Origin of the sequence: Streptomyces sp. M92 (genome assembly GCF_028473745.1) — a bacterium.
Lineage (GTDB): Bacteria > Actinomycetota > Actinomycetes > Streptomycetales > Streptomycetaceae > Streptomyces.
Genome location: NZ_CP101137.1, coordinates 3,875,583 through 3,898,483, shown reverse-complemented (window position 1 = coordinate 3,898,483; position 22,901 = coordinate 3,875,583). Strand labels below are relative to the sequence as shown.

The following is a 22,901-nucleotide window of genomic DNA, read 5'->3' as shown; positions in this document are numbered from 1 at the left end:
AGGGTCTGCCGAGTCATGCACATAGCCGAGGGCTTTCTGCCTCCGGCGCACGCGATCGCCTGGGGTGTCGCGTCCGCGCCGTTCGTCGTCCACGGAGTACGGTCACTCACCCGTGAGGTCAGGGAACACCCGGAGAGCACCTTGCTCCTCGGCGCCTCCGGGGCCTTCACGTTCGTCCTGTCGGCCCTGAAACTGCCGTCCGTCACCGGGAGTTGCTCCCATCCGACCGGCACCGGTCTGGGCGCGATCCTCTTCCGGCCGCCGGTCATGGCGGTGCTGGGCACCATCACCCTGCTCTTCCAGGCGCTGCTGCTCGCGCACGGCGGGCTGACCACGCTCGGCGCCAACGTCTTCTCCATGGCGGTCGTCGGCCCCTGGGCCGGGTACGGCGTCTACCGGCTGCTGCGCCGCTGCGACGTGCCGCTGATGGTCACCGTCTTCTGCGGGGCGTTCGTCGCCGACCTGTCCACGTACTGCGTCACGAGCGTGCAGCTGGCGCTGGCCTTCCCCGACCCGGGCAGTGGATTCCTGGGCTCGCTCGGCAAGTTCGGGTCCGTCTTCGCCGTCACGCAGATCCCGCTCGCGGTGAGCGAGGGCCTGCTCACGGTGCTCGTGATGCGGCTGCTGGTGCAGTCCAGCAAGGGGGAACTGACCCGGCTGGGCGTGCTGCCGACGAAGCCGGGGACCGCGGGGTCCGAGGAGACCGAGGGACAGGCGGTGGCCCGATGAGCCGGAACGCCAGGATCAACGCCCTGCTGCTGCTCGCCGTGGCGGCACTCGCGGTGCTGCCGCTGGCGCTGGGACTCGGCGACCACAAGGAGGAGCCGTTCGCCGGGGCCGACGCGGAGGCGGAGACGGCGATCACCGAGATCGAGCCGGAGTACGAGCCGTGGTTCTCGCCGCTGTACGAACCGCCCTCGGGGGAGGTCGAGTCGGCCCTGTTCGCCCTGCAGGCCGCGATCGGCGCGGGCGTGCTGGCGTACTACTTCGGGCTGCGCCGGGGGCGGCGGCAGGGCGCGGAGCGGGCGACCGCGGCGGCTGTGCGGGACGCTCCCGAGGGGGACTGAGTGCTGCCGATCGACGCGGCGGCGCACAGCAGTCGCTGGCGTCGCCGTCATCCCGTGGACAAGGCCGTGCTGGGGCTCGGGCTGACCGTGCTGGCGGTCACGCTGCCGCCCTGGCCGGGTGCGGCGCTGGTGGTGGTCACGGCGCTCGCCGTGCTGCTGGGGCCGGCGGGGGTGCCCGGGCGCGGGCTGTGGCGGGCGTACCGGGTGCCGCTGGGCTTCTGCGTGACGGGGGCGCTGCCGCTGCTCGTTCAGATCGGCGGTCCGGACGGGTTCCTGACGGCGGCGGACGGCGGGCCGGTGCGCGCCGGCGAGCTGCTGCTGCGCACCTCGGCGGCCTCGCTCGGGGTGCTGCTGTTCGCGTTCACCACGCCGATGTCCGACCTGCTGCCCCGGCTGGTGCGGGCCGGGGTGCCGGCGCCGGTGGTGGATGTGGCGCTGGTGACGTACCGCATGAGTTTCCTGCTGCTGGACTCCGTGCGCCGGGTGCGGCAGGCGCAGGCGGCGCGGCTGGGGCACACCACCCGGGCCGCGGCCTGGCGTTCGCTCGGCGGGCTCGGCGCCACGGCGTTCGTGCGGTCCTTCGACCGGGCGGCGCGGCTGCAGAGCGGGCTCGCCGGGCGCGGCTACGACGGCACCCTGCGGGTCCTGGTGCCCGAGGCCCGCGTCTCGGTGCCGTTCACCGCGGCGAGCGTGGCGCTGCTGGCGGCGCTGGCCGCCCTCACCCTCGTACTGGAAGGACCCCTGTCGTGAACGAGCCGGAGGCGGCCCTGGTGGCCCTGCGGGGCGTGTCCTTCGCCTACGAGGAGGGGCCGGACGTGCTGACCGGCCTGGACTTCGCGGTGCGCGAGGGGCGCGCGCTCGCGCTGCTGGGCCGCAACGGCAGCGGCAAGACCACGTTGATGCGGCTGCTCAGCGGCGGACTGAGGCCGCGCGCCGGGCGGTTGACGCTCGACGGGGAGCCGGTGGCGTACGACCGCCGGGGGCTCACCCGGCTGCGGACCACCGTGCAGCTGGTGGTGCAGGACCCGGACGACCAGCTCTTCGCGGCGTCCGTCGCGCAGGACGTGTCCTTCGGACCGCTGAATCTCGGACTGTCCGACGCTGATGTCCGCTCCCGGGTCGGGGAGGCGCTCGCCGCCCTGGACATCGCCCGGCTGGCCGACCGGCCCACCCATCTGCTGTCGTACGGGCAGCGCAAGCGGGCCGCGATCGCCGGAGCCGTGGCGATGCGGCCGCGGGTGCTGATCCTCGACGAGCCGACCGCCGGGCTCGATCCGGACGGGCAGGAGCGGCTGCTCGCCACCCTGGACCGGCTCCGCGCGGGCGGCACGACGGTGGTGATGGCCACCCACGACGTCGACCTCGCCCTGCGCTGGTCGGACGACGCCGCGCTGCTCACGCCCGCCGGTGTGCACACCGGCCCGACGGCCGCGACGCTGGCCCGCACGGAACTGCTGCGGCAGGCCGGGCTGCGCCTGCCGTGGGGCGTCGCGGCGGCTCGCGTGCTGCGCGCGCGGGGGCTGCTGGCGGACTCGGCGACGGGTCCCCGTACCGCGGAGGAGCTGGCGGCGCTGACCGAGTGACGCGAGCTGCCCGGGGTCAGTGTGACGCGTCGCAGAAGGCCGCGTCCGGTGTCTCGGCCGGCCTCTCCCCGGGGCGCTGCCGGGCGCGGCGGCCGGGCAGCACCGCGAGGACGATCAGGGTGCCGGCGGCCATGATGACGCCGCCGGCGAGGCTGGTCACCGACACTCCGTGGGCGAAGGCCTGGTTCACCGCGTCAGCCATGGTCCGGGCCTGCTCGGGTCCGGCTTCCGGACTGGTCGCGAGCCGCTCGGCGACGGCCAGCCCGCCGCCCACGGAGTCCTGGGCGGTGTCCAGGGCGGCGGCCGGGAGGCGGTCGCCCACCAGGCCGGCGAGTTCGTCGCGGTAGGCGGTGCCGAGCAGGGAGCCCAGCACGGCGATGCCCAGCGAGCCGCCCAGCTCCAGCGCGGTGTCGTTGGCGCCGCCGCCGACACCCAGCTCGCTCTCCGGGAAGGAGCCCATGATGGTGTCGGTGGCCGGGGAGACGCTCAGTCCGATCGCGAGGCCGAGCAGCAGCATCGGGGCGAGGAAGTCGGCGTAGCCGGAGTCCTTCTCGATGAGGACCAGCAGGAAGACACCGACGGTGCCGATCACCATGCCGGAGCCCACCATCGCCTTGACGCCCAGCCTCGGGGTCAGCTTGCCGGTCAGCGCTGCGCCGGCGAAGACGGCGCCCGCCAGCGGCAGCAGCCGTACGCCGGTCTCCAGCGCGCCGTAGCCGAGGACGAACTGCAGGAACTGCGTGGCGTAGTAGATGGCGCCGTAGGTGCCGAAGAAGAAGAACAGCACGGCGAGCATGGAGCCGCTGAAGGGGCGCAGCAGGAACCTGCGCACGTCCAGCATCGGGTGCGGGTGGCGCAGCTCCCAGAGCACGAAGGCCACCAGGCCGACGCCTGCGGCGACGGCCGCGGTGACCGGACCGGCACCCCAGCCGAAGTGCGGGCCTTCGATGGTCGCGTAGACGAGGCTGCCGACGGAGACGATGGACAGCAGCCCGCCGACGTAGTCGATCCGGCCCATGCCGGCCGCCCTGGACGGTGGGACGAGGGCGAGCGCGCCGAGGACGGCGACGACGGCGATGGGGACATTGACCAGGAAGGTGGAGCCCCAGGCGTGGTCCTCCAGGAGCCGGCCCGCGACCAGCGGGCCGACCGCGATGGCGAGCCCCGAGGTGGCGGTCCAGGCCGTGATGGCGCGGGCCCGCTCCCCCTTGGGGAAGACCGCGACCAGCAGGGACAGTGTGGCCGGCATGACGACGGCGGCACCGACGCCCATGATCGCCCGCGCCGCGATGACCAGCCCGGTCTCGTCCACCAGGCTGCCCATCACCGAGCCGCCCGCGAAGACCAGCAGACCGGTGACGAGGGCGCCGCGGCGGCTGTACTTGTCGCCGATCGCGCCGAGGACCAGCATCAGCGCGGCGTAGGGGACGGTGTAGCCGTCGATGACCCACTGCAGGTCGCTGCTGCTCAGGCCCAGGTCGGCCGTCATGTCCGGGGCCGCCACGATCAGCGACGTGTTGGCCATGACGACGATCAGCAGGCTCAGGCAGAGCACCAGGAGGGCCCACCAGCGCCGTCGGTAGGGACCGGTCATCTTCTCGACAGGTGTGGTGAGCAGGAGGGACATGGCTGGGGCTCCCGGATGGCGAGGGCGGCGCGAACCGGCGGAGCCGGTTAATTGCCCATCGGTGTGCAGATTGAGGTCAGCGTATTTTGTTGCACAGCGATGAGCAAATAGGGCGAGGGCCGCGTCGGGCCGGGAGGGGCGAGGACGGTTGATCCGGTGGAGCGGGGCGACTGGTGAGCGGGGGGGATCTGGTGAGCGGGGGGATGGGGAGTGGGAACTGGGGCGGCGGGCGGTCACTCGCCGCGGCCGGGCTCCCGCGGCTCGTGCGGCTCCGCGACCTCCGCGACCTCCGCGGCTTCCGCGGCTTCCGCGGTCAACGTCGTGGCGACGTCCCGGACCACGGCCCGGGCCCGCCCCTCCGGCACGCCGGCCGCGATGAGCGTGGCCGTGGCGGCGCGGGTGCCGTCGTCCTCCAGTGCCCCGGTGTTGACCTGCTCCAGCAGGGCGACGGTCATCGCCTCCAGCCCGGCGCTCAGCACCGCGGGCGGCAGGTGCGCGGGGAAGGCCCCGTCCCGCTGCCCGCGCTCCAGAACAGCGGTCACCTCGGCGCGGGCCGGCGCCAGGATCTCGGCCACCCGCTCCGCGCCCAGGTCGTGCCGGGCCAGCGCGAGCAGCATGCGGTAGCGGTCGCCGACCGGCCACATGAGCAGGTTGAAGTGGGCCAGCGCGCGCTCGGCCGGTTCGGCGGTCCCGCCCCGCTCCGTCCAGGCGGCCATGGCTCCGCGCAGCGCCCCGGACGCCTCTTCGGCGAGCGCCTCCAGCAGCGCCGTGCGGCCCGGGAAGTGACCGAAGAGGGTCCGCCGTACGACACCGGCGGCCCGGGCCAGCTCCTCCAGCGTGGTGTCCGGGTTCCGCCCCAGCTCCCGGCGGGCCGTGGCGAGGATGCGTGCCCGGTTGGACCGGGCGTTGCGCCGCTGCGGCTCACGGGCGACGGGCTTGGGCACGGGAACCTCTGGGACCGGGGTGGCTGGGGACACGGGAGCGTCCATTCTGGCACGCGGGCGGGCCACCGGCCGGGCCGGTGGCCCGCCCCGTGGCCGTCCTGGCCGGTCAGCTCGGTGTCGTCCGCCCGCGTCCGGACCGGTGACGGTCGTCGTCCTCGTCCCGGCCGTCCCCCCGCGCCCGCCCGGACCGCCGGACGGCGGCGAGCGCGGCGAGCACCGTCCCGACGGCCATCACCAGCAGCCCGCGCAGCCACACCTCGGCCTCGATCTGCGTGGCGAGGGCGACGCAGGACGCTGCGCCCAGCACGGGCAGCACGGTGGGGGCGCGGAAGTGACCGGCCTCGCCGGGGTCGCGGCGCAGGACCAGTACGGCCGTGTTGACCATGAGGAAGACCACGAGCAGCAGCAGGACCAGGGTGGACGCCAGGGTGGCGACGCTGCCGGTCAGCGCGAGCAGCATCGACAGCAGGGTCGTGAGCGCGATCGCGGCCCACGGAGTGCGCCGGCCGGGCAGCACCCTGGTCAGCGCGGCGGGCAGCAGGCCGTCGCGGGCCATGCCGTAGGCGAGGCGGGAGGACATGATGCCGGTGAGCAGCGCGCCGTTCGCCACGGCGACGAGGGCGACGGCGCTGAACAGCCGGGTCGGCACTCCACCGGCCTCCTCGACCACCTCCAGGAGCGGCCCGCTCGACTCGGCCAGCCGGGCCGTCGGGACGGCGACGGAGGCGGCGAGGCCCACCAGGACGTACACGGCGCCGGCGGTGGCCAGGGCGCCGAACAGGGCGCGCGGGTAGGAACGGCGTGGGTCGCGGGTCTCCTCTGCCACGTTGACCGAGGTCTCGAAACCGACGAAGGAGTAGTACGCCAGCACGGAACCGCTCAGTACTGCCGCCGCTGCCCCCTTCTCCGGGGTGCCGAGCTGTCCCAGCCGGCCTGCGTCGCCGTCGCCGCGCAGCAGCAGCCAGCCACCGAGGGCGACGATGACCAGGAGGCCGCCGACCTCGACGACGGTGGCGGCGACGTTGGCGCGGGTGGACTCCTTGATGCCGCGCGCGTTGACCAGCGCGAGGACGGCGAGGAACACGACCGCGACGAGTCCCACGGGCAGGGTCACGAACGCCGACAGGTAGTCGCCGCCGAAGCCGCGGGCCAGTGCGGCCACGGAGACGATGCCGGCGGCCAGCATGCAGAAGCCGGCGACGAACCCCGCGAAGGGTCCGAAGGCACGGGTGGCATAGTGCGAGGCGCCGCCCGCGCGGGGGTACTTCGTGGCCAGCTCGGCGTAGGAGGCGGCGGTCAGCATCGCCAGGAGCAGCGCGACGCCCAACGGCACCCAGACCGCGCCCCCGGCGTCGGCGGCCACCTGTCCCACCAGGACGTAGACGCCGGCGCCGAGGACGTCGCCGAGGATGAAGAAGTACAGCAGCGGGGTGGTCAGCGCGCGCTTGAGCGCCGGGCTGCCGGGGGTGTCCGCCGGTCGTCGTGTCGCGAGTCTCGCCATGGCGCCTCAGGTTTCCCGTTGACCGCGGAACAAGCCCTGAACACCGGGGTCGGTGGCGGGCGGGCCGGTGGAGGAACCCCGGAACGGGACGTTACGTTGACTCGCGCGCGACGCCACGCGGGCGGCCGGGGCCGACCTGGTCGCAGTTCTCCAGGAGGGACCTCGCACCATGACCACCGCACCGCCCGTCACCTTCGCCGACGTCCGGGACGCCGCCGCGCGTCTCGACGGCGTCGCGAACCGCACCCCGCACCTCACCTCCCGCACGCTCGACGCCCTGGTCGGCGCCGAGGTGTTCGTGAAGTGCGAGAACTTCCAGCGGGTCGGCGCCTTCAAGTTCCGCGGCGCCTACAACGCGGCCTCCCGGCTGTCCGCCGGGCAGCTCGCGAAGGGCATCGCCGCCTACTCCTCCGGCAACCACGCCCAGGCCGTGGCGCTGGCCGCCCGGGAGCTGGGCACCACCGCCGTCATCCTCATGCCCGAGGACGCCCCGCGCTCCAAGCGGGAGGCCACCGCCGGCTACGGCGCCGAGATCGTCACCTACGACCGCTACACCCAGGACCGCACCGCCCTCGGGGAAGCCCTCGCCGAGGAGCGCGGGCTCGCCCTCGTCCCGCCGTACGACCATCCGCACGTCATCGCCGGCCAGGGCACCGCCGCCCTCGAACTCCTCGAGGAGACCGGTGCGCTCGACGCCCTCGTGGTCCCCGTCGGCGGCGGTGGACTCGTCGCCGGCAGCGCCACCGCCGCCAAGGCCCTGCAGCCCGGAATCCGGGTGGTCGGCGTGGAGCCGGCGGCGGGCGACGACACCAAGCGGTCCCTGGACAGCGGCGAACGCGTCACCATTCCCGTCCCCCGGACCATCGCCGACGGGCAGGCCCTGCCCACCCCGGGCGAGATCACCTTCTCCGTCAACCGGCGCCTGGTCGACGCGATCGCCCTGGTCAGCGACGACGAGATCGTCACGGCCATGCGCTTCGCCTTCGAGCGCCTGAAGATCGTCCTCGAGCCCAGCGGCGCCACCGCCCTGGCCGCCCTCATGGCCGGGCGCCTGGAGCACCGCCCGCGCCGGATCGGCGTCATCGCCTCGGGAGGCAACGTCGACGCGGGGCGGTTCGCGGAGCTGGTCGGCCGCTGAGGGGCGCGTCCGCGAGCGGTGGGTCAAGCGGGTCCGCCGGAGGCCCGCTGCTCCACCACCCCGGCGAAGGCCGACGCGACGAGGGCGACGGCACGGTCGTCGTCCCGGGACAGCCGGCGCAGTACCGCCAGCGGGGCGTCCCCTGACAGCTCGACCAGGGCCTGGGCCAGCCGTATCCGCGTCGCCGGGTCCGCGGTGGGCGCCGCCAGTTCGCCGTCCACGGCGGCCATGATCCGCTCCGCGCACCCGGGCGTCCGGGACAGCGTCCCCAGGACCTCCGCCGCCTCCACGTCGTTGGCCCCCTCGACCACCATGCCGACCAGTGTCGGTACCGCCGCTTCCTCGCCACGCCTGCCCAGCGCCAGCGCGGCGTGCCCGCGCACCGTCCGGTCCGCGTCCCCGAGGGCGTCCGCCAGCGCCTCGGCCGTCCCGGGGACCTCGGGCAGCTCGGCGATGGCCAGCACCGCGCGCCGCCGCACGCCGGTGTCGTCCGAGCGCAGACCGGCCGCGAGGGCCGTGAGGCCGTCCCCGTCCGACCGGGCGAGCGCCCAGCGCAGGGCGCCCGCGACGACCGGGTCGGACTCGGACAGGACTGCCCCGGCCAGCAGCTCGGGCGGAACGGCGGCACCCTCCGGCCGGACCAGCACGGTCTGCTGCCTGCGCGCGGCGCTGGCCGAGTCGAGTCCCTGCATGAGGGCGACGACGTCCAGGACGTCCTGCCAGTCGGCGGGTGCCGACGCGTCGATCGCGCGGAGCCGCTCCAGCAGCTCCCGTTCCCGCTCCAGGCGCTCCCGCGTCCACCGGATGAGGTCGCCGACCAGGGCGGACGGCGAGAAGGCGGGATCCTCCAGCGCGCGCCCGATCTGCTTGAGCGAGAGCCCGAGGGACCGCAGGCTCTCCACGTGGAAGATCCTGCGGACGTCCTCGGCCGAGTACTCGCGGTAGCCGCCGACGGTGCGACCGGTCGGCCGCACCAGCCCGAGGGCGTCGTAGTGCCGCAGCATGCGGGGGCTCACCCCCGAGCGGCGGGCCACTTCGCCGATCAGCACCCCGTGCTCTCCCTGATCTCCCCGGTCTGCGCGGTCTCCCCGGTCTGCGCGGTCTCCCTGGTCTGCCAGGTCTCTCTGGTCTGCGCCGCCTCTCTGGTCTGTGCGGTCTCGCTGGTTTGCGCGGTCTCGCTGGTTTGCGCGGTCTCGCTGGTTTGCGCGGTCTCGCTGGTCTGCGCGGTCTCGCTGGTCTGCATGGTCTCGCTGGTCTGCGTGGTGTCCGCCCCGGCCGTCGCGGCGGCACAGGCGGCAGCTCGTTCGGGGCCGAGTGCGACCATGCGCCTCGCCTCCTCCACGGCCGCGTCGAAACCGGCCTCGGGGTCGCGCCGGAGCAGCTCCGTGGCGTGGGCGTGCGCGGCCACCGCCGGGTCGGGGCCGGCCGCGGCCTTCTCCAGGGCCGGCCCGGTCACGTCCCCGAGGTCGATGAGGGCCCGGCTCAGGCTCAGCCGCACGTGGCGGTCGCCGCGGCCGAGCTGTCCGGCCAGTTCGCCGGCCAGGTCCGCCTTCTCCTCCTCGGGCACGAGGGCGACGGCGACGCGCCACGCGGTCCGCGCGACCTCGTCGTCGGCGTCGCGCAGCATGCCGCGCGTGATCCAGGCCCACGCGCTCCGGTCGCCGATCTTGGAGAGCGTGTGCAGCGCCTGGCTGCGGGCCCGGGTGCGCTCGGAGCCGAGTTCGCGGCGGACACGGGGCAGGGTGACCTCCGGCGGCAGGCGGGTCAGCGCCCAGGACAGCATGTCCCGTACGAAGAAGTCCGGCTCGACGGCGCACCGCTCGACGAGCGGCTCCAGGAAGCCCGGGTCGGGCCGGGTGCCGGCCGCCAGGGCGGCCTGGAGCCGGACCGAGCCGTCCTCGGCACTCAGGGCCCGGGCCACGCGGGTGTTGCGGTCGGTTCCGTCCGTGGTGTTGATCGGGACCACCTCCTGCACCCAGGGCACACCTTAACAACGTGTCAAGGTCAAGCCGCGCCCGTCGTGAGCGGCCGCGCAACGCTCACCGCGACCATTCGCGTACCGCTGTTCGAACGTCTCGGGGACCTGTACGGCCACCGCCGGATGCTCCGGATGGCGCTGGTCTGCGTGGCGGCCGGCTCCCTGCTGGTGGCCCTTGCCCGGACTCCGGCGCTGCGGTGGACCGGGCGGGCGCTGCGGGGCCGCGCTCGCCGCGCTCCTGGCTCTGGGGTCCGCTCTGGTCCGGGGCCGGCTGTCGGTGCCCGACACCCGCCGGGCCATCGCCCGGCTGGTCGGCGCGCTCACCGTCGGCGGACTGCTCGGCGCGGGCCCTGATGGGTGCGGCGGCCGGCGCCCTCGGCGACGTCCGGACCCCACTGCCGGCCCGCCGGACGGCGGAGGCGGACGGTCACGTTTCCCGATGACGGCGAGACGGCGAGACATGATCGGCTTGCTGTACACGTGGGCGGGCACGAGGGGCCGGCGGCTGCGCCCCGACGACGCCGGTGCCGCCCGCCCTCGGTGACCGTCCAGCCCTGTTCCCGCAGCCGGGCGGCGACGGTCCCGGCGGTGCGGAAGTCCTGGTGAGGAGCCGTCTCGACGGATCGGCGAGCGGCGCCGTCCGTGACCCGCGGGGCGACGAGTGCGCCACGGCCCACCGCTCAGTCCGGCGCCGGGTGCGCCCGCACGACCGGGCCCGACGGCGGGGTGCGCGTCCCGACCGGGGCGCGCGACCGGTGCCTCGTCCAGACACCGCGGTCACCTCGCCGGCCCGCCGCACACTGCGCGCTGCCGCGGTCCACGATCCCGATTCCGTGGCCGCCCTCGCCACCCTGTGAGACCGTCACGCCCACGGTGGCGGGCCGGTTCCCGGCCGCCGTTCGCAGATCAGCACGTCCTCGTCGCGCGGGCACGCGGGCACGCGGGCACGCAAAGGAAGGGGCGCCGTCGCACCCGTTTCGGGATGCGACGGCGCCCTCTTCAAGGGCCGTCCCCCGGATGGCACCTTCAGGCGCCCTGCCCCGGCCGACGGCCCGCCGCGGTCATCCGTCTCCGCCGGTTCCCCGGGCGTGCGGTGCCACGGTGGTGTGGGTCCCGTCCGGGGCGACCATCACCGCGTGCCCCACGCTGTGCAGCATGGGCAGGTCGGAGGGATGGTCCCCGTAGGCCGAGCAGTCGGCCGGATCGATGTCGGGGTGGCGGGCGAGGAGCCGGCGCACCAGGGTGCGCTTGCCCTGGCCGATGGCCGGGGGGCCGATCAGTTCGCCGGTGAGCAGTGGCCCGCAGCGTTCGAGTTTCGCCCCGAGGGCGAACCGCGCCCCGACCGCCTCGGCGATGACGGCCAGCAGCGGGGGGAAGGTGCCGGAGACCAGGGCGACGGACGCGCCCTCGGCGCGGTGCCGGCGCAGCGCGGCCAGTGTGGTGGGGAGATAGAACCCGTCGGCCCGGCTGTGTTCCTCGTACCACCGGCGGGCCGCCGCCTCGACCTCCGCGGCCCGGCAGCCCCGGAAGGCCCGGTGGAAACGGCGGTTGGCCTCCGCGCGGGGCAGGCCGGCCAGTGCACCGAGCAGTTCGCCGGCCCGGCGCGCTCCGTCCGCGCCGTGTGTCCGCACGAAGTGGTCGCGGAGGAAGTCCGGGCCGCTCTTGCGGCCGATCAGCGTCTCGTCGACGTCGAAGAACACCAGCCGCCGGGGGCCTGCGGGGCGTGCCGGTGCAGCGGGCCGGGAGGGTGCGGGACGGGAAAGCGGCGTCGCGGATCGCGGGAACCGGTCGCGCTCGCTGCGGGTGTCAGTGGACACCGGCGACCACCTCCGCCGGTGCGGAGTGCGCCATGAGCCGGGGCGCTGGGACCGCGCCCGCCGGATCGGCCGCCGGCTCGGGACGGTCCTCGAAGTCGGCGAACACCGAGTCGGCGTACAGGGCCGCCGCGGTCTCCCGGCGCACGGCCTGGTGCGCGGCCAGCACGTGGACGTCACGCCAGGTGCGTTCCAGCGGCCCGGGGCCGCATGCGTGGGTTCCGGCCGCGCGGAACAGCCTCTCCACGGCGGCCACCAGGTGCTGTGCGGCGGCCGCCGCGACCCGGCGGTTGCGGGCCACGTCCCGCTCGGCGCGGGTGCCCGAGTCGGCCCGCAGCGCCGCGTCGCGGAGCAGCAGTTCGGCGGTCTCGATGTCGTCGGCCGACTGCGCCAGTGTCAGCTGGAGCGTGGCGCGCTCCGAGGGCCGGCCTGCTCCTCTGCGCGCGGCCCACGCGGTCCACTCCCGCAGGGCGTGGCGGGCCGCCCCGAGGGCGGGCGCGCACAGCAGCAGTCCTGTCCCCAGGTGCGCCGGCGCGGTGTGGCAGCGGGAGCGTCCGGGCCCGGGAGAGCCCGCCAGTACGTCCGAAAGCGAGCAGGTACGGTGGTCGGGGACCACCACCGGGCCGTCGAGAATCGCGGTGTGGCTTCCGGTGCCGCGCATTCCGGTGCTGCGCCACGTCTCCCGTACGTGGATCTCGGCGGCGGGGACGGCGAAGAGCCGGCACTGGCCGCCGGGTAACCGCGGTTCGTCCGGTTCCCGGGCCGCGAGCAGCAGCCAGTGCGCGTCCGCGACCCCGCTGACGCACTCCCAGGTGCCGCTGAGCAGCCAGCCTCCGGAGCAGCGGACGGCCGAGCCGGAGGGCCGCAGTCCGGCGGCGATCCGCACGTCGGGCGATCGGCTCCACAGGTCGGACTGTCCTTCCAGGGGCAGGTGGGCGGCGTATCTGCCGTGGGTCGCCCACAGGACGGCGCACCACGCGGCGGACGCGCACCCCTCGCCGACGGCCGTCACCCCGGCGAGGAGGTCGCTGAAGGTTCCCTCGGTACCGTTCCAGACCGCGGGCACGAAGTGCCCGGCGAAGCCGCCACGGGTCAGCAGCGCGACGGTCTCCGCGGACAGCCGGCCGGTGGCGTCCGCCGACGACGCGTGTGCCGCGGCGGAGGCCACGGCGCCCGCCAGCTGTCCGCGCGCCTGCGGCGCGCCACCCTGTGCCCCCTGGCCTGTGCAGATTTGACGCCGGTTCACCTATCGCTCTCCTTTACTCCAAGACTAGAATTCGTTCGTGAACGAATCTTTCTCGGCCGGTCCTTCACCACCGGGCCGGGGTGAAGGAGGTGATCAGCATGGTCAAGCAGGCGCGTGCCCTTCGGACGCACGATCGCGTCCTGGACGCCGCCGCGTACGAGTTCGCACGCTACGGCTACGTGAACGCGAACCTGCAGCGCATCGCCGACCGGATCGGGTTGACCAAGGGCGCCCTGTACGGGCACTTCTCCAGCAAGGAGAAGCTGGCCGCCGCGCTGACGGAACACCTGACCCGAAGCGTGCGGACGCTGCTGGACGAGGCCAGGACCTCGCCCGAGCCGGCCACGAGCCGACTGGACGCCCTGGTGCTCGGACTCGGCAAGCTCTTCGAGACCGACCACAGGGCGCAGGCTGCCCTGCGGCTGGAGGTGGACGCGGCTCGGGCGGCCGACACGGTGGCTCCTCTCTTGCGCGACACCCATGACATCACGCTCGAACTCGTGAGTGAGGTGCAGCGGGGACGGCACCGGGACGCGGCACCGCCGGCCGACACCTTGGCCGATCTCATCGTCGCGGTGTTCTGCACCGCGCTGTGGACCGGCGTCTGCGCGGGCCCGGACCGCCCCGGGCCCAGCGTCGCCGCCATGTGGGGCGTGCTGACGCGCGTCATGGAGGCCCGCGCCCCCGCCTGAGCCCCGGCGACCACGCGGCCCCGGGGCCCGGGCCGACGGGCCGCCGCTACCAGGAGGCAGGGACGGCCGCCACCCGGCGGGTGCCCACGCAGGCCCAGGAGGTCCGCGCGCGGGCCAGCACGGTCTCGCCCTGGACCGCCGAGACGGTCAGCTGGAACGTTTCCCCGGGGCGGGCGCCCGAGGCGCACTCCTCGACCACCAGCCGGGTGGGCCGATGGAACTCGCCGAACGCCAGGCACTGCACCGTGGTCCGGGCCAGCGCGAAGGACAGGTCGGCGAACGGGCCGTCGCACGCCTCGTGCACCTTGAGGTGGCCGAGCTGGCGGAAGCCCTCCAGCATCACCATCATCGGGATGTGGTCGGTGGGATGGTCGAAGAGCACCGCGTGGTCGCGGTCGACGCGCAACCGCCACTCGCCGGGCCCCGCGGCCTCTTCGAGGACGCAGTCCCGCCAGCGCAGCCGCCCCACCCGGTGCGGGGGCGTGCGCGGCGTCCCGGAAGCGGCCGTCCGCACCGGTGCGGTGCCCGGCTCGTCCGCGGCACCGCCGCCGAGCCGGCGCAGCAGGCGGTAGCGCCGCTCGTCCACCATCAGCATGCTGATGGTGCCCCAGCCCCACACTCGGCCGCCGACGACGAGCCGGAAGTCCATGCGGGCCCCGTTCCTGCCCCGCGCGTCGTCGCCCTCCCAGGTCCACTCGCCGACCAGGAACACCGAGAGCGGTACACCCTCGACCCGCAGGGCGGCGGGATCGGTGATCTCGAAGTCGATGTCGCGGCCGACGAAGCGCCGGCCGAGCGGCACACCGCGGTGCCGGTGGGCGACGTAGACCATCCCCTGACGCATGGTCTCCGCGAACAGCAGGGGATCACTCAGACCGTTCTCGTCCGGGTGGTAGAGCGCGTGGTCGCGCGGCCACTGGGCGGCGAGGACGAACTCACGGTCACCGACGGGGATGGCGTCGGTGACGAAGACCTCCGCGACGGAGCTGCGGTGCACCAGCTCACGTGCCACGGGACGTGCGAAGCTCAACGAATCGCAGGCGTGGGCCATTGCTGACGCCTGAGAGTTGCTGGGAAGATTGAGCACGACTGACATCCGGGATTCGCCTCCCCCGAAGTGGAAGAACCAGGACCATGCGAACTAGCAGACGTGCTGTGCCCTTCGGCACGAAATTAATATACCTTCGGGAAGGTATATTGCAAGGCTCGGGCGGAACGCAGCGGACGATTGGCCATCCCCGCTGGTCAGAGGGGGCGAAACCCGCGAGACGTCCGCACGTGACCCGGCCCGGTCGCCTCACGAACCGGCCACGGAAAGCAGCGGACGGCACGGCACGAATGGACGTCATGAGCGATCACAGCGACACGGCACAGACCTCGCACATCTCCACCAACACCTCGGCCGACGACACCTCGCACCTCAAGCAGGAGCGCGCCATCCGTACCCGGCGCACCATCCTCGACGCGGCCGCGGAGGTCTTCGCCCGGCATGGCTACCCGAACGTCACCATCAAGGACATCGCCGACGGCGCGGAGATGACCAAGGGCGCGGTGTACTTCCACTTCTCCAACAAGGAGGCCCTCGCGGTCGCCGTGACGGACGAGTTCTACCGCAGACTCAACGAGATCGTCTCCCCCGCGCTCGAGGGCGACCACTCCTCGCCCTCGACGGTGGCGGACGTGCTGCTGCGCACCGCGGGCGGGTTCCGCGACGACGTCTACGTCAAGGCGGGGGCGCGCCTGCAGATCGAACGCCCCTACATCAAGGCGGAGATGCCGGTCCCGTACGTCGGTTTCACGTCACTGGTCGTCGAACTCCTCGAGAAGTGCCGGGCCGCGGGCCGGCTGCCGAAGAGCGCGGCGCCCGAGGCCCTGGGCAGGGCCCTGGTCTCCGCCCTGTTCGGCGCCCAGCACATCTCCTGGGTGCAGAACAACCGGACCGACATCGTGGAGCGGGTCGAGGAGATCATCGACGCCTTCGGCCTGCTGTCGGCGCCGGCGCGGTAGGACGGTGCGGCCGGGAGGCGCACCGGCAGCGGGGAACCGCTCCGGTCGCCGCACGTTCAGTCCAGGAAGGCGGCCTCCACCCAGCGGCGCAGGGCTCCCGGACGCATGCGGTGCAGCCGGTCCACACTGTCGGACACCTCGTGCGGGCCGCCGACCGACAGGAACTTCTCCCGCACCAGGTCCGCGTGCAGTACCCGGGTCTCAGGACCGGCCGCACCGACCGGAATCAGCCGGGTGCGCGACACCGTACGGCCGTCGGTCAGCCGGACGGTGACCCGGGCACCGGTGGCCTTCGTGGCGCGGGAGAAGTCACGGTCGTCGGCGCTGAGCTGCCCCAGCAGGTCGACCAGCTCGTCCCCGCCGAAGCCGCGCAGCCACGGCACCGCGCGGTCCCCCGCCTCCCGTACCGCCTCGCCGAACGGGGCGTCGGACAGGAAGAGTTCGCGCGTCATCTCGGTGTCGTGCTCCAGGCGCACCCGCCGCGCCAGCGTCCAGCGGGCCGGGTCGTCCAGGTGCGGGGAGGAGAAGTCGTCCACGGTGAACTCGCCCGTGAGCAGGGTGGTCGCGACGGGGTAGGGCACGTCGAGGACGAGGGCGCCGAGCGGGGAGCCCGGACCGTTGACGTACCGGGCGGCGCGCTCACCGGCGAAGAGGGTGTACAGGGACGCCTCGACGACCACTTCGGCCACGTCCTCGGGCCGCAGGCCACCCAGCTCCCGGTGGATCTCGGCGGCGCAGTCCACCGCCGCGTCGATGCCCGGCCCGCCGGGGTGCATCTTGAAGGAAAGCGTGTCGGTGTGCCAGCGCCGGCCCAGTCCCTTGGCCACCGCCTGCGGCAGCGGCACGGTGGCGAACCGGGCGAGGAAGCCGTCCTCGTGCTCGACGATGTCGGGGGCGCCGCGCAGCCCCGCGTACGCCGCGTCGCAGGCGTCCATGGCGGTGCGTACCGGGGTGAAGGTGTTGAACAGACGGGCGTCGCTGGCCAGGAAGGCACGCATCAGGGGCCAGTTGGGCATGGCGAAGGCCAGCCCGAAGGCGTTCTCCCAGAGCCCGGCCGGGGCGCGGTCGCAGTGCAGTCGGCCGGCCACCGCGCCCGCCAGGTGCGTGTGCACGGCGCTCTGGCCGCGCAGCGGGCCGAGAGTGGCCGAGGCGGTGATGCGGGCCGCGCACTCGTTGGCCGCGACGACGGCGGTCAGCAGGGACAGCCCGTCGAGCCGCCGGGCGTAGGCGAAGGCGAGCGGTACCGCGACGGTGGAGTTCGACAGGTGTCCGGCGTAGGCGGTGTCGTCGAGGTTGAGCCAGGACCCGAGGGCGGCGAAGACGCCCGCGGCGGTGCGCGGGTCGCGCTGCATGGGGTGTCCGAAGGCCGCCACCAGCCGCCGCCCCAGCGGGTGCTGGAGCCCGGCCCTGATGGACGCGGCCTGCGAGAGGACCTGACTGGCGGCGAGCTTCAGCACCCGGCACGGGATGTGCTCGGGTCGCAGCGTCGCCGCCCACTGGGACAGTTCACGCAGCGGGGTGTCGGCGGGCCGGCGAGGACGCCTGGGCGCCGTGCTCCCCCAGTCGTCGCACAGCGCCCTGGCCACGCTCTCACCGAGTACTGCCGTCATGGCACGAGGCACCTCTCTTGCCGTACGCCGGCCGGGCGTGCCGTGCCGGCGGCCGGGCGCTCCGGGCGGGGGAAGCGGCTGCGGGAGCACCGTCGGCCGGTGCTCCCGCAGCCGCGGGAGGGGTTCAGGCGGCCGGCACCTTGTCCAGGAAGCCGTAGACGGCCTTGACGCGGCCCGCCTCGTCGGCGACCAGGACGTCGAAACCGATGGCGATCGGCTCGGCGCCGGGCTCGGTGACCAGGCCCCACTGGAACCGGGCCTGGTTGTGGTGGGCGTCGACCGTGCCGTGCAGTTCGAAGGTCAGGCCCTTGAACTGCTCACGGGCGCCCGCCACCACCGCGGCGAAGCCCTCGTGGCCCTCGACTGCGGCGAGCGGGTCGATGTACGGGGCGTCGCTGGTGAACAGCTCGGCGATGGCCGCCGCGCGCTTGTCGGCGTCTGCCTCGTTCCAGATGGCCAGGTAGCGGTCGACGGTGGTGGTCAGGTCGCTCATGCGTGTTCTCCTTGTTTCCGTTGGTGCGGCTGACCCGACGTGCCGCCGCCAGGCGCGCGGAACGACGGGGGTTCTGGATGTCTCAGGGGGTCTCGGGGAGGTCCGCGGCCGGAGCCCACACGGGGAGGGCACCGGGGAGGACCTCGAAGGTGGCCGTGGAGCCGATGCCGTGCTGGTACTCGCCGTCGTGCTCCAGCGGCAGCCGGCGGCCGTCGGTGCGCTCCACGATGATGGTCCGGCCGCGCGCGTACCGCGTGGCGGGGTGGCCGATGTGGGCGGCGGTCAGGGTCAGCCGCGGCACGTCGGCCGCGGCGATCCCGTCACCTATGACGCAGACGTCGAGCAGGCCGTCGTCGAGCAGCGAGTCGGGCAGGACGTTGAACCGGCCGCCGCGGTAGGGGCCGCCGCCGACGTTGGCCAGGACGGTCGGGCCCTCGTGCACGACCCGCCCGTCGACGGTGACCCGTCCCGGGTACGGCGCGTACCCCGCGGCGGTGTCGGCGAAGGCGCGGGCGTACCGCTCGCGGCCGGTCAGTGGCAGGTCGCGGGCGGTGATCAGCGCGTCGGCGATCACCCCGGAGCAGGCGCCCAGGTAGACGTACTGACGGGTCTCGGCGAGACGGGCCAGGTCCAGGCGGCGCGGGCGGGCGCTGCCGCCGATGCCGGAGTCGGTGAGGATCGCTTTGAGGGACTCCGTCCAGGGGCGGTCGCCCCACAGCATCTTGTAGCCGGAGTTGCCGGTGCCGCCGGGCACCACCGCGAGCGTGGCGTGCCCGGAGGCGGGCACCAGGCCCTGGACGGCCTCCCGGACGGTGCCGTCGCCGCCGATGACGACGACCAGGTCGGGGGCGTCGGTGTGCCGTTCGAGGGCCCTGCGCACCGCGACGGTGGCGTCACCCGGTCCGGTGGTCGGGTGCACCTCGGTGCGCTCCAGGTACGAGTCGCACACCTGGCGCACCTGTTCCACCAGTTCCGGGCTGTGGCTGCCGGAGGCCGGGTTGGCCAGGACCAGTGCCCGGGTCGGAACCGGGGCTGCTGTATCTGCCATGTGGGCGTACTCCTTCATCGGACGGCGCCGGCGGGTCCGGATCCGGGGCCGCGCCTGCGGCTCCGGACCCACGACGTCGACTCTGCCGCCGACCGCTGTCACGGCGCTGACGTGCGGCTGACGCCGGCGGGGCGCACGAGTGCGGGCAGACGGGGCCGGGCGGGGACACGCCGCACACGCGCACGCGAGGCGGGGCGAGGACACGACTCACACGCGCACGCGAGGCCCAGGCACGCCCGGCGCGCCGCCGGGCGTCCGCGGTGCGCCGGGCGAGGCGCCACAGCTCCCTCGGCGGGACGGTGGGCGCCGCGCCCGAAGTCGCGGCCCAGGCGCCCCGGTCCGGCGGCCGCGGACGCCCGGCGGCAGGTGTGCGCGCCGCGGAGCGAGGGGAGGGCGGGTCACGGGCCGGGCGGTGTGCCCGGCCCGTGACCCGCCAGGGCCGGGCGGCGGCCACGCGAAAGGCGCCGCCCTCGCGGTCACTGCTTGGCGAAGGCCAGCAGGTCCGCGTTGAGACGGTCGGCGTGGGTGGCGAACAGGCCGTGGGCCGCGCCCTCGTACGTCAGCAGGGTGCTGCCGGGAACGAGCTCCGCGGTGCGGGGACCGCACAGCGGATACGGCGCCCCGAGGTCGGCGGTGCCGTGGACGACCAGGGTGGGCACCCGGACGGCCGCCGTCTCCGCTCGCTGGTCGGTGGTGAACAGCGTGCGGTAGATCTCCGTGGCGGCCCGCGGCGAGGTGTCCATGGCCAGGTCCGTCAGCCACTCGGCCAGCCGGGGCGAGAGCGGCGTGCTCGCCGGATCCGCCTCGGGGCCGGCGAAGAACGGCCAGGTCAGTGATCTCAGCCAGGCGGCCCGGTCGGTCCGGATGGCCTGCTCGATCTCCTCGAACAGCGCCATCTCCAGGCCGTCCGGGTTGTCCGGGGCGCGCAGCAGGAACGGCGTGGTCGAGGCGACCAGCGCCAGCTTCCCCACCCGTGCGGCGCCGTACCGGGACAGGTAGCGCACGGCCTCACCGCCGCCCGCCGCGTAGCCGACCAGCAGGACGTCCCGCAGGTCGAGCTGGTCGAGCAGGTCGGCGAGGTCCGAGGCGAGGGTGTCGTAGTCGTAGCCGCTCCAGGGGACGTCCGAGCGCCCGGTGCCGCGCCGGTCGTAGGTGACGCAGCGCAGCCCCTGACCGGCCAGGAACGGCGCCTGGAACTCCCACATCCGCGAGTCCGCCATGGCGGCGCTGAGCAGCACCACGGGACGGCCTTCGCCCCAGTCGGTGCAGTGGAGCCGGGTTCCGTCCCGGGTGGTGACGTACGGCATGACGCCTGCCTTCCTCGGTGGTGGGGACCCTCAGCGCCGTGCGGTGCGGCCCGGTGCCGCCAGCACCAGGGCGGAGGCGAGGAGTCCCAGGACGATGAGCGGGACGAGCGTGACGGCGAACGCGTGCGGGTAGGCGCCCGCCGAGCCGCCGGCGTCGGCCAGGGCGGGGAAGAAGACCGCGCCGGCGATCGCCACGCCGACGGCCGCGCCGCCCTCCTGGGCGGTGTTCAGCAGTCCGGACGCGGAGGCCGCGTGCTCGGGCACGGCCGCGCCCAGCACCAGGTTGGTCAGCGGGCCGGTGGTCAGGCCCATGCCGAGCCCGGCGACGAGGAGTGCGGGCAGCAGCCACAGCACGTGTCCGGTCGTGTCGAGGCGCTCGGCGGTCAGGGCGACCGCCGCGTAGCCGATCGCGAGGGTCAGCGGGCCGACGGCCACCCTGCGGGCGGTGACCGAGGCGGCCTTGCGCGACGACACCACCGAGGCGCCGAAGTAGCCCGCGCCCAGGGCCAGGAAGACGGACCCGGACTCCAGGGGCGACAGGCCTCGGCCCAGTTGCAGGTAGAGGGCCAGCACGAAGAAGAAGGAGCCCATCGCGAGGAAGTAGACCACCGTCGCGGTCAGCCCCACCGAGAACACCCGGCCCTTGAACAGGGCGGGTTCGATCAGCGGGCCCCGGTCGGCCGCCGCCCGTCGGCGCAGGTGCCAGACGGTCACCGCCAGCAGGACGGCCGCACCGGCCAGCGCCTCCCACACCCACAGCGGCCAGCCGCTCTCCTGGCCCTCCAACAGCGCGAAGACGATGATGCCCAGGGACGCCGTGACCAGCAGGGCGCCCACGAGGTCCAGCCGGGTGCCGCCCTCGCCGCGCGACTCGGGGATCGTGCGGCCGACGAAGGCCAGGGAGACCAGGCACAGCGGGACGTTGATCAGGAAGATGGTCCGCCAGCTCAGTCCCGCGATGTCGACCGTGATCAGGGCACCGCCGATGAACTGGCCGAAGACGCCGGCGAGTCCGATGACCAGGCCGTAGGCGTTGAAGGCGCGGTCGCGGGCGGCGCCGGTGTACACCGTGCCGATGATGCCGAGCACCTGCGGCACCATCAGCGCGGCGGCGGCGCCCTGGGCGATGCGGGCGACGACCAGGACGGTCGCCGTGGGTGCCAGGCTGCACGCGGCCGAAGCCAGCATGAACAGCACCATGCCGAGCGTGAACATCCGCCGGCGGCCGAAGAGGTCGCCGAGCCTGCCGCCGGTGATCAGCCCCGCGGTGAAGGCGACGCCGTAGCCCACGACGAACATCTGGGCCTGGGCGGCGCTGGCGCCCAGGTCGGCCTTGATGGCGGGGACGGCCACGTTGGCGATGAAGAAGTCCAGCACCGTGATGAACGTGCCCACGAGCACCACCAGGAGGGCACCGGCCGAGGGGGCGGCGGCCGGTGCGGCGCCGGGGGGCGTCGGCGCACGCCCCTCGACGACGGCTTCCGTGCTTGTCTCAGAAGTCATGACGACTCCGTTTCTCGATCATTTCGGGTGGTTGGCCGGTGGTGCCGGTACCGTGGCCGGTCACCAGGTCACGGGAAGGTGTGTCACCCCGTGGAAGACGGTGCCGCGGCGGAAGACCGTGCGCGGGTCGGCCACCAGCCGCAGGTTCGGGAAGCGCCGCAGCAGGGAGCGCAGCGACAGCTCCATCTCCAGCCGCGCCAGCGGGGCCCCCTGGCAGTAGTGCGGGCCGAAGCCCCACTGCAGGTGGCCGCTGGTGTCGCGGTTCGGGTCGATCCGGTGCGGGCAGGCGAAGACCGACTGGTCGTGGTTGCCGGCGGGGACGGAGATGACGACGGCGTCGCCCTTGGAGACGGCCACACCGCCGAGTTCGAGGTCCTCCACCGCCAGCCGGACCATCGCGTCCTGGGAGATCGACCAGTAGCGCATCGACTCCTCGATGAAGTTCGGTATGAGCGCGCCGTCGTCGGCGGCCACCCGCGCCCGCAGGTCGTCGTCGCGCAGCAGTGCCAGGATGTTCAGGGCGATCTGGTTGGTGGTGGTCTCGTGTCCGGCCACCAGGACCAGCCGGGCGATGCCGACCAGCTCGTCCAGGGTGATGGCCCCCGTCGCGTGGTGGTTGGCGGCGAGGCGGCTGATCAGGTCGTCGCCCGGGCTCTCCAGCTTCCGCAGCGCCAGTTTGGCCAGGTACTCGGACATCTCCTCGTAGGCGGCCAGGGAGACCTCCGGATCCTCCTGAGAGATGGTGACGCGGGTCTTCTCGATGAAGAACGCGGAGTCTTGCTCCGGAACGCCCAGCAGCCGTGCGATGACAAGGGTCGGCAGCGCGCGGGAGAACACGGCGTGCAGGTCGGCCGGCCGGGGCTGTGCCTCCAGTTCGTCCAGCAGTTCGTCCACCAGCCGCTGGACCGGTTCGCGCAGCCGCTTCACCCGGCGCGCGGTGAACTCGGTCTGGATCATGGAGCGGAGCCGGGCGTGCTCGGGGTCGTCCAGACGCAGGAAGGAACTCGGGTTGCCGCCGGGCGGGACCTGGATGCGCACCGGTGCGCCGGGCAGCCGTTCGTCGGCGCTGAGCCGGGGGTCGCCCAGTGCCTGCCGCACGTCGGCGTACCGGGTCACCAGCCAGGCCAGGCGGGACTCGGCGGCTCCCGCCGGGATGCGTACCACGCAGGGGGGCGCGTTGCGCAGTTCCGCCAGGATGGGCGGCGGGTCTCCGTCCTCGGTGCGGGCGAAGGGCCAGTCCAGGACGTCGGTGTGATCCGCGAGCGGCACGTCGGCCTCCAGGGGTGAGGGGGCAGGCAGGTGGATCCCGGGCACCGGCTCTCTCCGTGGTCGGACTCGGACGC

At 74.1% G+C, this 22,901-nt stretch carries 20 protein-coding genes and 1 pseudogene; 7 read left to right on the top strand and 14 right to left on the bottom strand.

Going from position 1 to position 22,901, the window contains the following annotated elements; genetic code table 11:
• Positions 1 to 15: 15 nt before the first annotated feature.
• From M6G08_RS17685 to M6G08_RS17670, 4 genes are read left to right on the top strand one after another with little or no spacing between them, the layout of a single operon-like run.
• Positions 16 to 729 carry an energy-coupling factor ABC transporter permease gene (locus tag M6G08_RS17685; RefSeq protein WP_272588117.1) on the top strand — a complete coding sequence of 238 codons (714 nt, stop codon included), beginning with the start codon at positions 16 to 18 and terminating at the stop codon, positions 727 to 729.
• Positions 726 to 1,067, top strand: coding sequence for an energy-coupling factor ABC transporter substrate-binding protein (locus tag M6G08_RS17680; RefSeq protein ID WP_272588116.1), 342 nt, complete (start codon positions 726 to 728; stop codon positions 1,065 to 1,067). The genes M6G08_RS17685 and M6G08_RS17680 overlap by 4 nt, the downstream gene beginning before the upstream one ends.
• Positions 1,068 to 1,817: a cobalt ECF transporter T component CbiQ gene (gene cbiQ / locus M6G08_RS17675; protein ID WP_272588115.1), complete on the top strand. Its 750-nt coding sequence runs from the start codon at positions 1,068 to 1,070 to the stop codon at positions 1,815 to 1,817.
• Positions 1,814 to 2,650 (top strand): energy-coupling factor ABC transporter ATP-binding protein, CbiO family, encoded by an 837-nt coding sequence (locus tag M6G08_RS17670; protein WP_272588114.1) that lies wholly within the window; start codon positions 1,814 to 1,816, stop codon positions 2,648 to 2,650. The genes cbiQ and M6G08_RS17670 overlap by 4 nt, the downstream gene beginning before the upstream one ends.
• Before the next feature lie 16 nt (positions 2,651 to 2,666).
• Here the strand turns inward: M6G08_RS17670 and M6G08_RS17665 are convergent, their stop codons facing one another.
• From M6G08_RS17665 to M6G08_RS17655, 3 genes are all read right to left on the bottom strand, one after another.
• The gene (locus M6G08_RS17665) at positions 2,667 to 4,277 is read right to left on the bottom strand and encodes an MFS transporter (protein WP_272588113.1); all 1,611 of its coding nucleotides are present in this window, start codon (positions 4,275 to 4,277) and stop codon (positions 2,667 to 2,669) included.
• Between the two features lie 233 nt (positions 4,278 to 4,510).
• Positions 4,511 to 5,221, bottom strand: coding sequence for a TetR/AcrR family transcriptional regulator (locus M6G08_RS17660; protein WP_272588112.1), 711 nt, complete (start codon positions 5,219 to 5,221; stop codon positions 4,511 to 4,513).
• Between the two features lie 106 nt (positions 5,222 to 5,327).
• Entirely contained in the window at positions 5,328 to 6,722 is a 1,395-nt protein-coding gene (locus tag M6G08_RS17655) for an APC family permease (protein ID WP_272588111.1), read from the bottom strand.
• Between the two features lie 169 nt (positions 6,723 to 6,891).
• Here M6G08_RS17655 and M6G08_RS17650 point away from each other — a divergent pair, with 169 nt between their 5' ends.
• The gene (locus M6G08_RS17650) at positions 6,892 to 7,860 is read left to right on the top strand and encodes a threo-3-hydroxy-L-aspartate ammonia-lyase (RefSeq protein ID WP_272588110.1); all 969 of its coding nucleotides are present in this window, start codon (positions 6,892 to 6,894) and stop codon (positions 7,858 to 7,860) included.
• A gap of 23 nt (positions 7,861 to 7,883) precedes the next feature.
• On the opposite strand, the gene M6G08_RS17645 is transcribed toward M6G08_RS17650, so the two are convergent.
• The 4 genes and pseudogenes from M6G08_RS17645 to M6G08_RS17630 form a co-directional block, all read right to left on the bottom strand.
• Positions 7,884 to 8,909: a MerR family transcriptional regulator gene (locus M6G08_RS17645; RefSeq protein ID WP_272588109.1), complete on the bottom strand. Its 1,026-nt coding sequence runs from the start codon at positions 8,907 to 8,909 to the stop codon at positions 7,884 to 7,886.
• 194 nt (positions 8,910 to 9,103) lie between these two features.
• Positions 9,104 to 9,835: pseudogene (locus M6G08_RS17640) on the bottom strand (HEAT repeat domain-containing protein); the annotation flags it as partial.
• A gap of 1,064 nt (positions 9,836 to 10,899) precedes the next feature.
• Positions 10,900 to 11,655: an HAD-IB family hydrolase gene (locus M6G08_RS17635; RefSeq protein WP_272588108.1), complete on the bottom strand. Its 756-nt coding sequence runs from the start codon at positions 11,653 to 11,655 to the stop codon at positions 10,900 to 10,902.
• Positions 11,645 to 12,898 (bottom strand): acyl-CoA dehydrogenase family protein, encoded by a 1,254-nt coding sequence (locus tag M6G08_RS17630; RefSeq protein WP_272588107.1) that lies wholly within the window; start codon positions 12,896 to 12,898, stop codon positions 11,645 to 11,647. Before M6G08_RS17630 ends, M6G08_RS17635 begins: the two co-directional genes overlap by 11 nt.
• 98 nt (positions 12,899 to 12,996) lie before the next feature.
• Here M6G08_RS17630 and M6G08_RS17625 point away from each other — a divergent pair, with 98 nt between their 5' ends.
• The gene (locus tag M6G08_RS17625; RefSeq protein ID WP_272588106.1) at positions 12,997 to 13,590 is read left to right on the top strand and encodes a TetR family transcriptional regulator; all 594 of its coding nucleotides are present in this window, start codon (positions 12,997 to 12,999) and stop codon (positions 13,588 to 13,590) included.
• A 46-nt stretch (positions 13,591 to 13,636) separates the two neighbouring features.
• Here the strand turns inward: M6G08_RS17625 and M6G08_RS17620 are convergent, their stop codons facing one another.
• Entirely contained in the window at positions 13,637 to 14,602 is a 966-nt protein-coding gene (locus M6G08_RS17620) for a ScbA/BarX family gamma-butyrolactone biosynthesis protein (RefSeq protein WP_272588105.1), read from the bottom strand.
• Positions 14,603 to 14,937: 335 nt separating this feature from the next.
• On the opposite strand from M6G08_RS17620, the gene M6G08_RS17615 reads away from it, so the two are divergent.
• Positions 14,938 to 15,597 carry a ScbR family autoregulator-binding transcription factor gene (locus M6G08_RS17615; protein WP_272588104.1) on the top strand — a complete coding sequence of 220 codons (660 nt, stop codon included), beginning with the start codon at positions 14,938 to 14,940 and terminating at the stop codon, positions 15,595 to 15,597.
• Positions 15,598 to 15,653: 56 nt separating this feature from the next.
• Here the strand turns inward: M6G08_RS17615 and M6G08_RS17610 are convergent, their stop codons facing one another.
• The 6 genes from M6G08_RS17610 to M6G08_RS17585 form a co-directional block, all read right to left on the bottom strand.
• The gene (locus M6G08_RS17610; protein WP_272588103.1) at positions 15,654 to 17,207 is read right to left on the bottom strand and encodes an MmgE/PrpD family protein; all 1,554 of its coding nucleotides are present in this window, start codon (positions 17,205 to 17,207) and stop codon (positions 15,654 to 15,656) included.
• A 124-nt stretch (positions 17,208 to 17,331) separates the two neighbouring features.
• Positions 17,332 to 17,700, bottom strand: a complete 369-nt coding sequence (locus M6G08_RS17605) for a nuclear transport factor 2 family protein (protein ID WP_272588102.1) — start codon at positions 17,698 to 17,700, stop codon at positions 17,332 to 17,334.
• Between the two features lie 82 nt (positions 17,701 to 17,782).
• Positions 17,783 to 18,748, bottom strand: a complete 966-nt coding sequence (locus M6G08_RS17600; RefSeq protein ID WP_272588101.1) for a diacylglycerol/lipid kinase family protein — start codon at positions 18,746 to 18,748, stop codon at positions 17,783 to 17,785.
• Between the two features lie 476 nt (positions 18,749 to 19,224).
• The gene (locus tag M6G08_RS17595; RefSeq protein WP_272588100.1) at positions 19,225 to 20,055 is read right to left on the bottom strand and encodes an alpha/beta fold hydrolase; all 831 of its coding nucleotides are present in this window, start codon (positions 20,053 to 20,055) and stop codon (positions 19,225 to 19,227) included.
• Between the two features lie 30 nt (positions 20,056 to 20,085).
• Positions 20,086 to 21,558, bottom strand: coding sequence for an MFS transporter (locus M6G08_RS17590; RefSeq protein WP_272588099.1), 1,473 nt, complete (start codon positions 21,556 to 21,558; stop codon positions 20,086 to 20,088).
• A 60-nt stretch (positions 21,559 to 21,618) separates the two neighbouring features.
• Positions 21,619 to 22,872: a cytochrome P450 gene (locus tag M6G08_RS17585; protein ID WP_272588098.1), complete on the bottom strand. Its 1,254-nt coding sequence runs from the start codon at positions 22,870 to 22,872 to the stop codon at positions 21,619 to 21,621.
• Positions 22,873 to 22,901 lie beyond the last annotated feature (29 nt).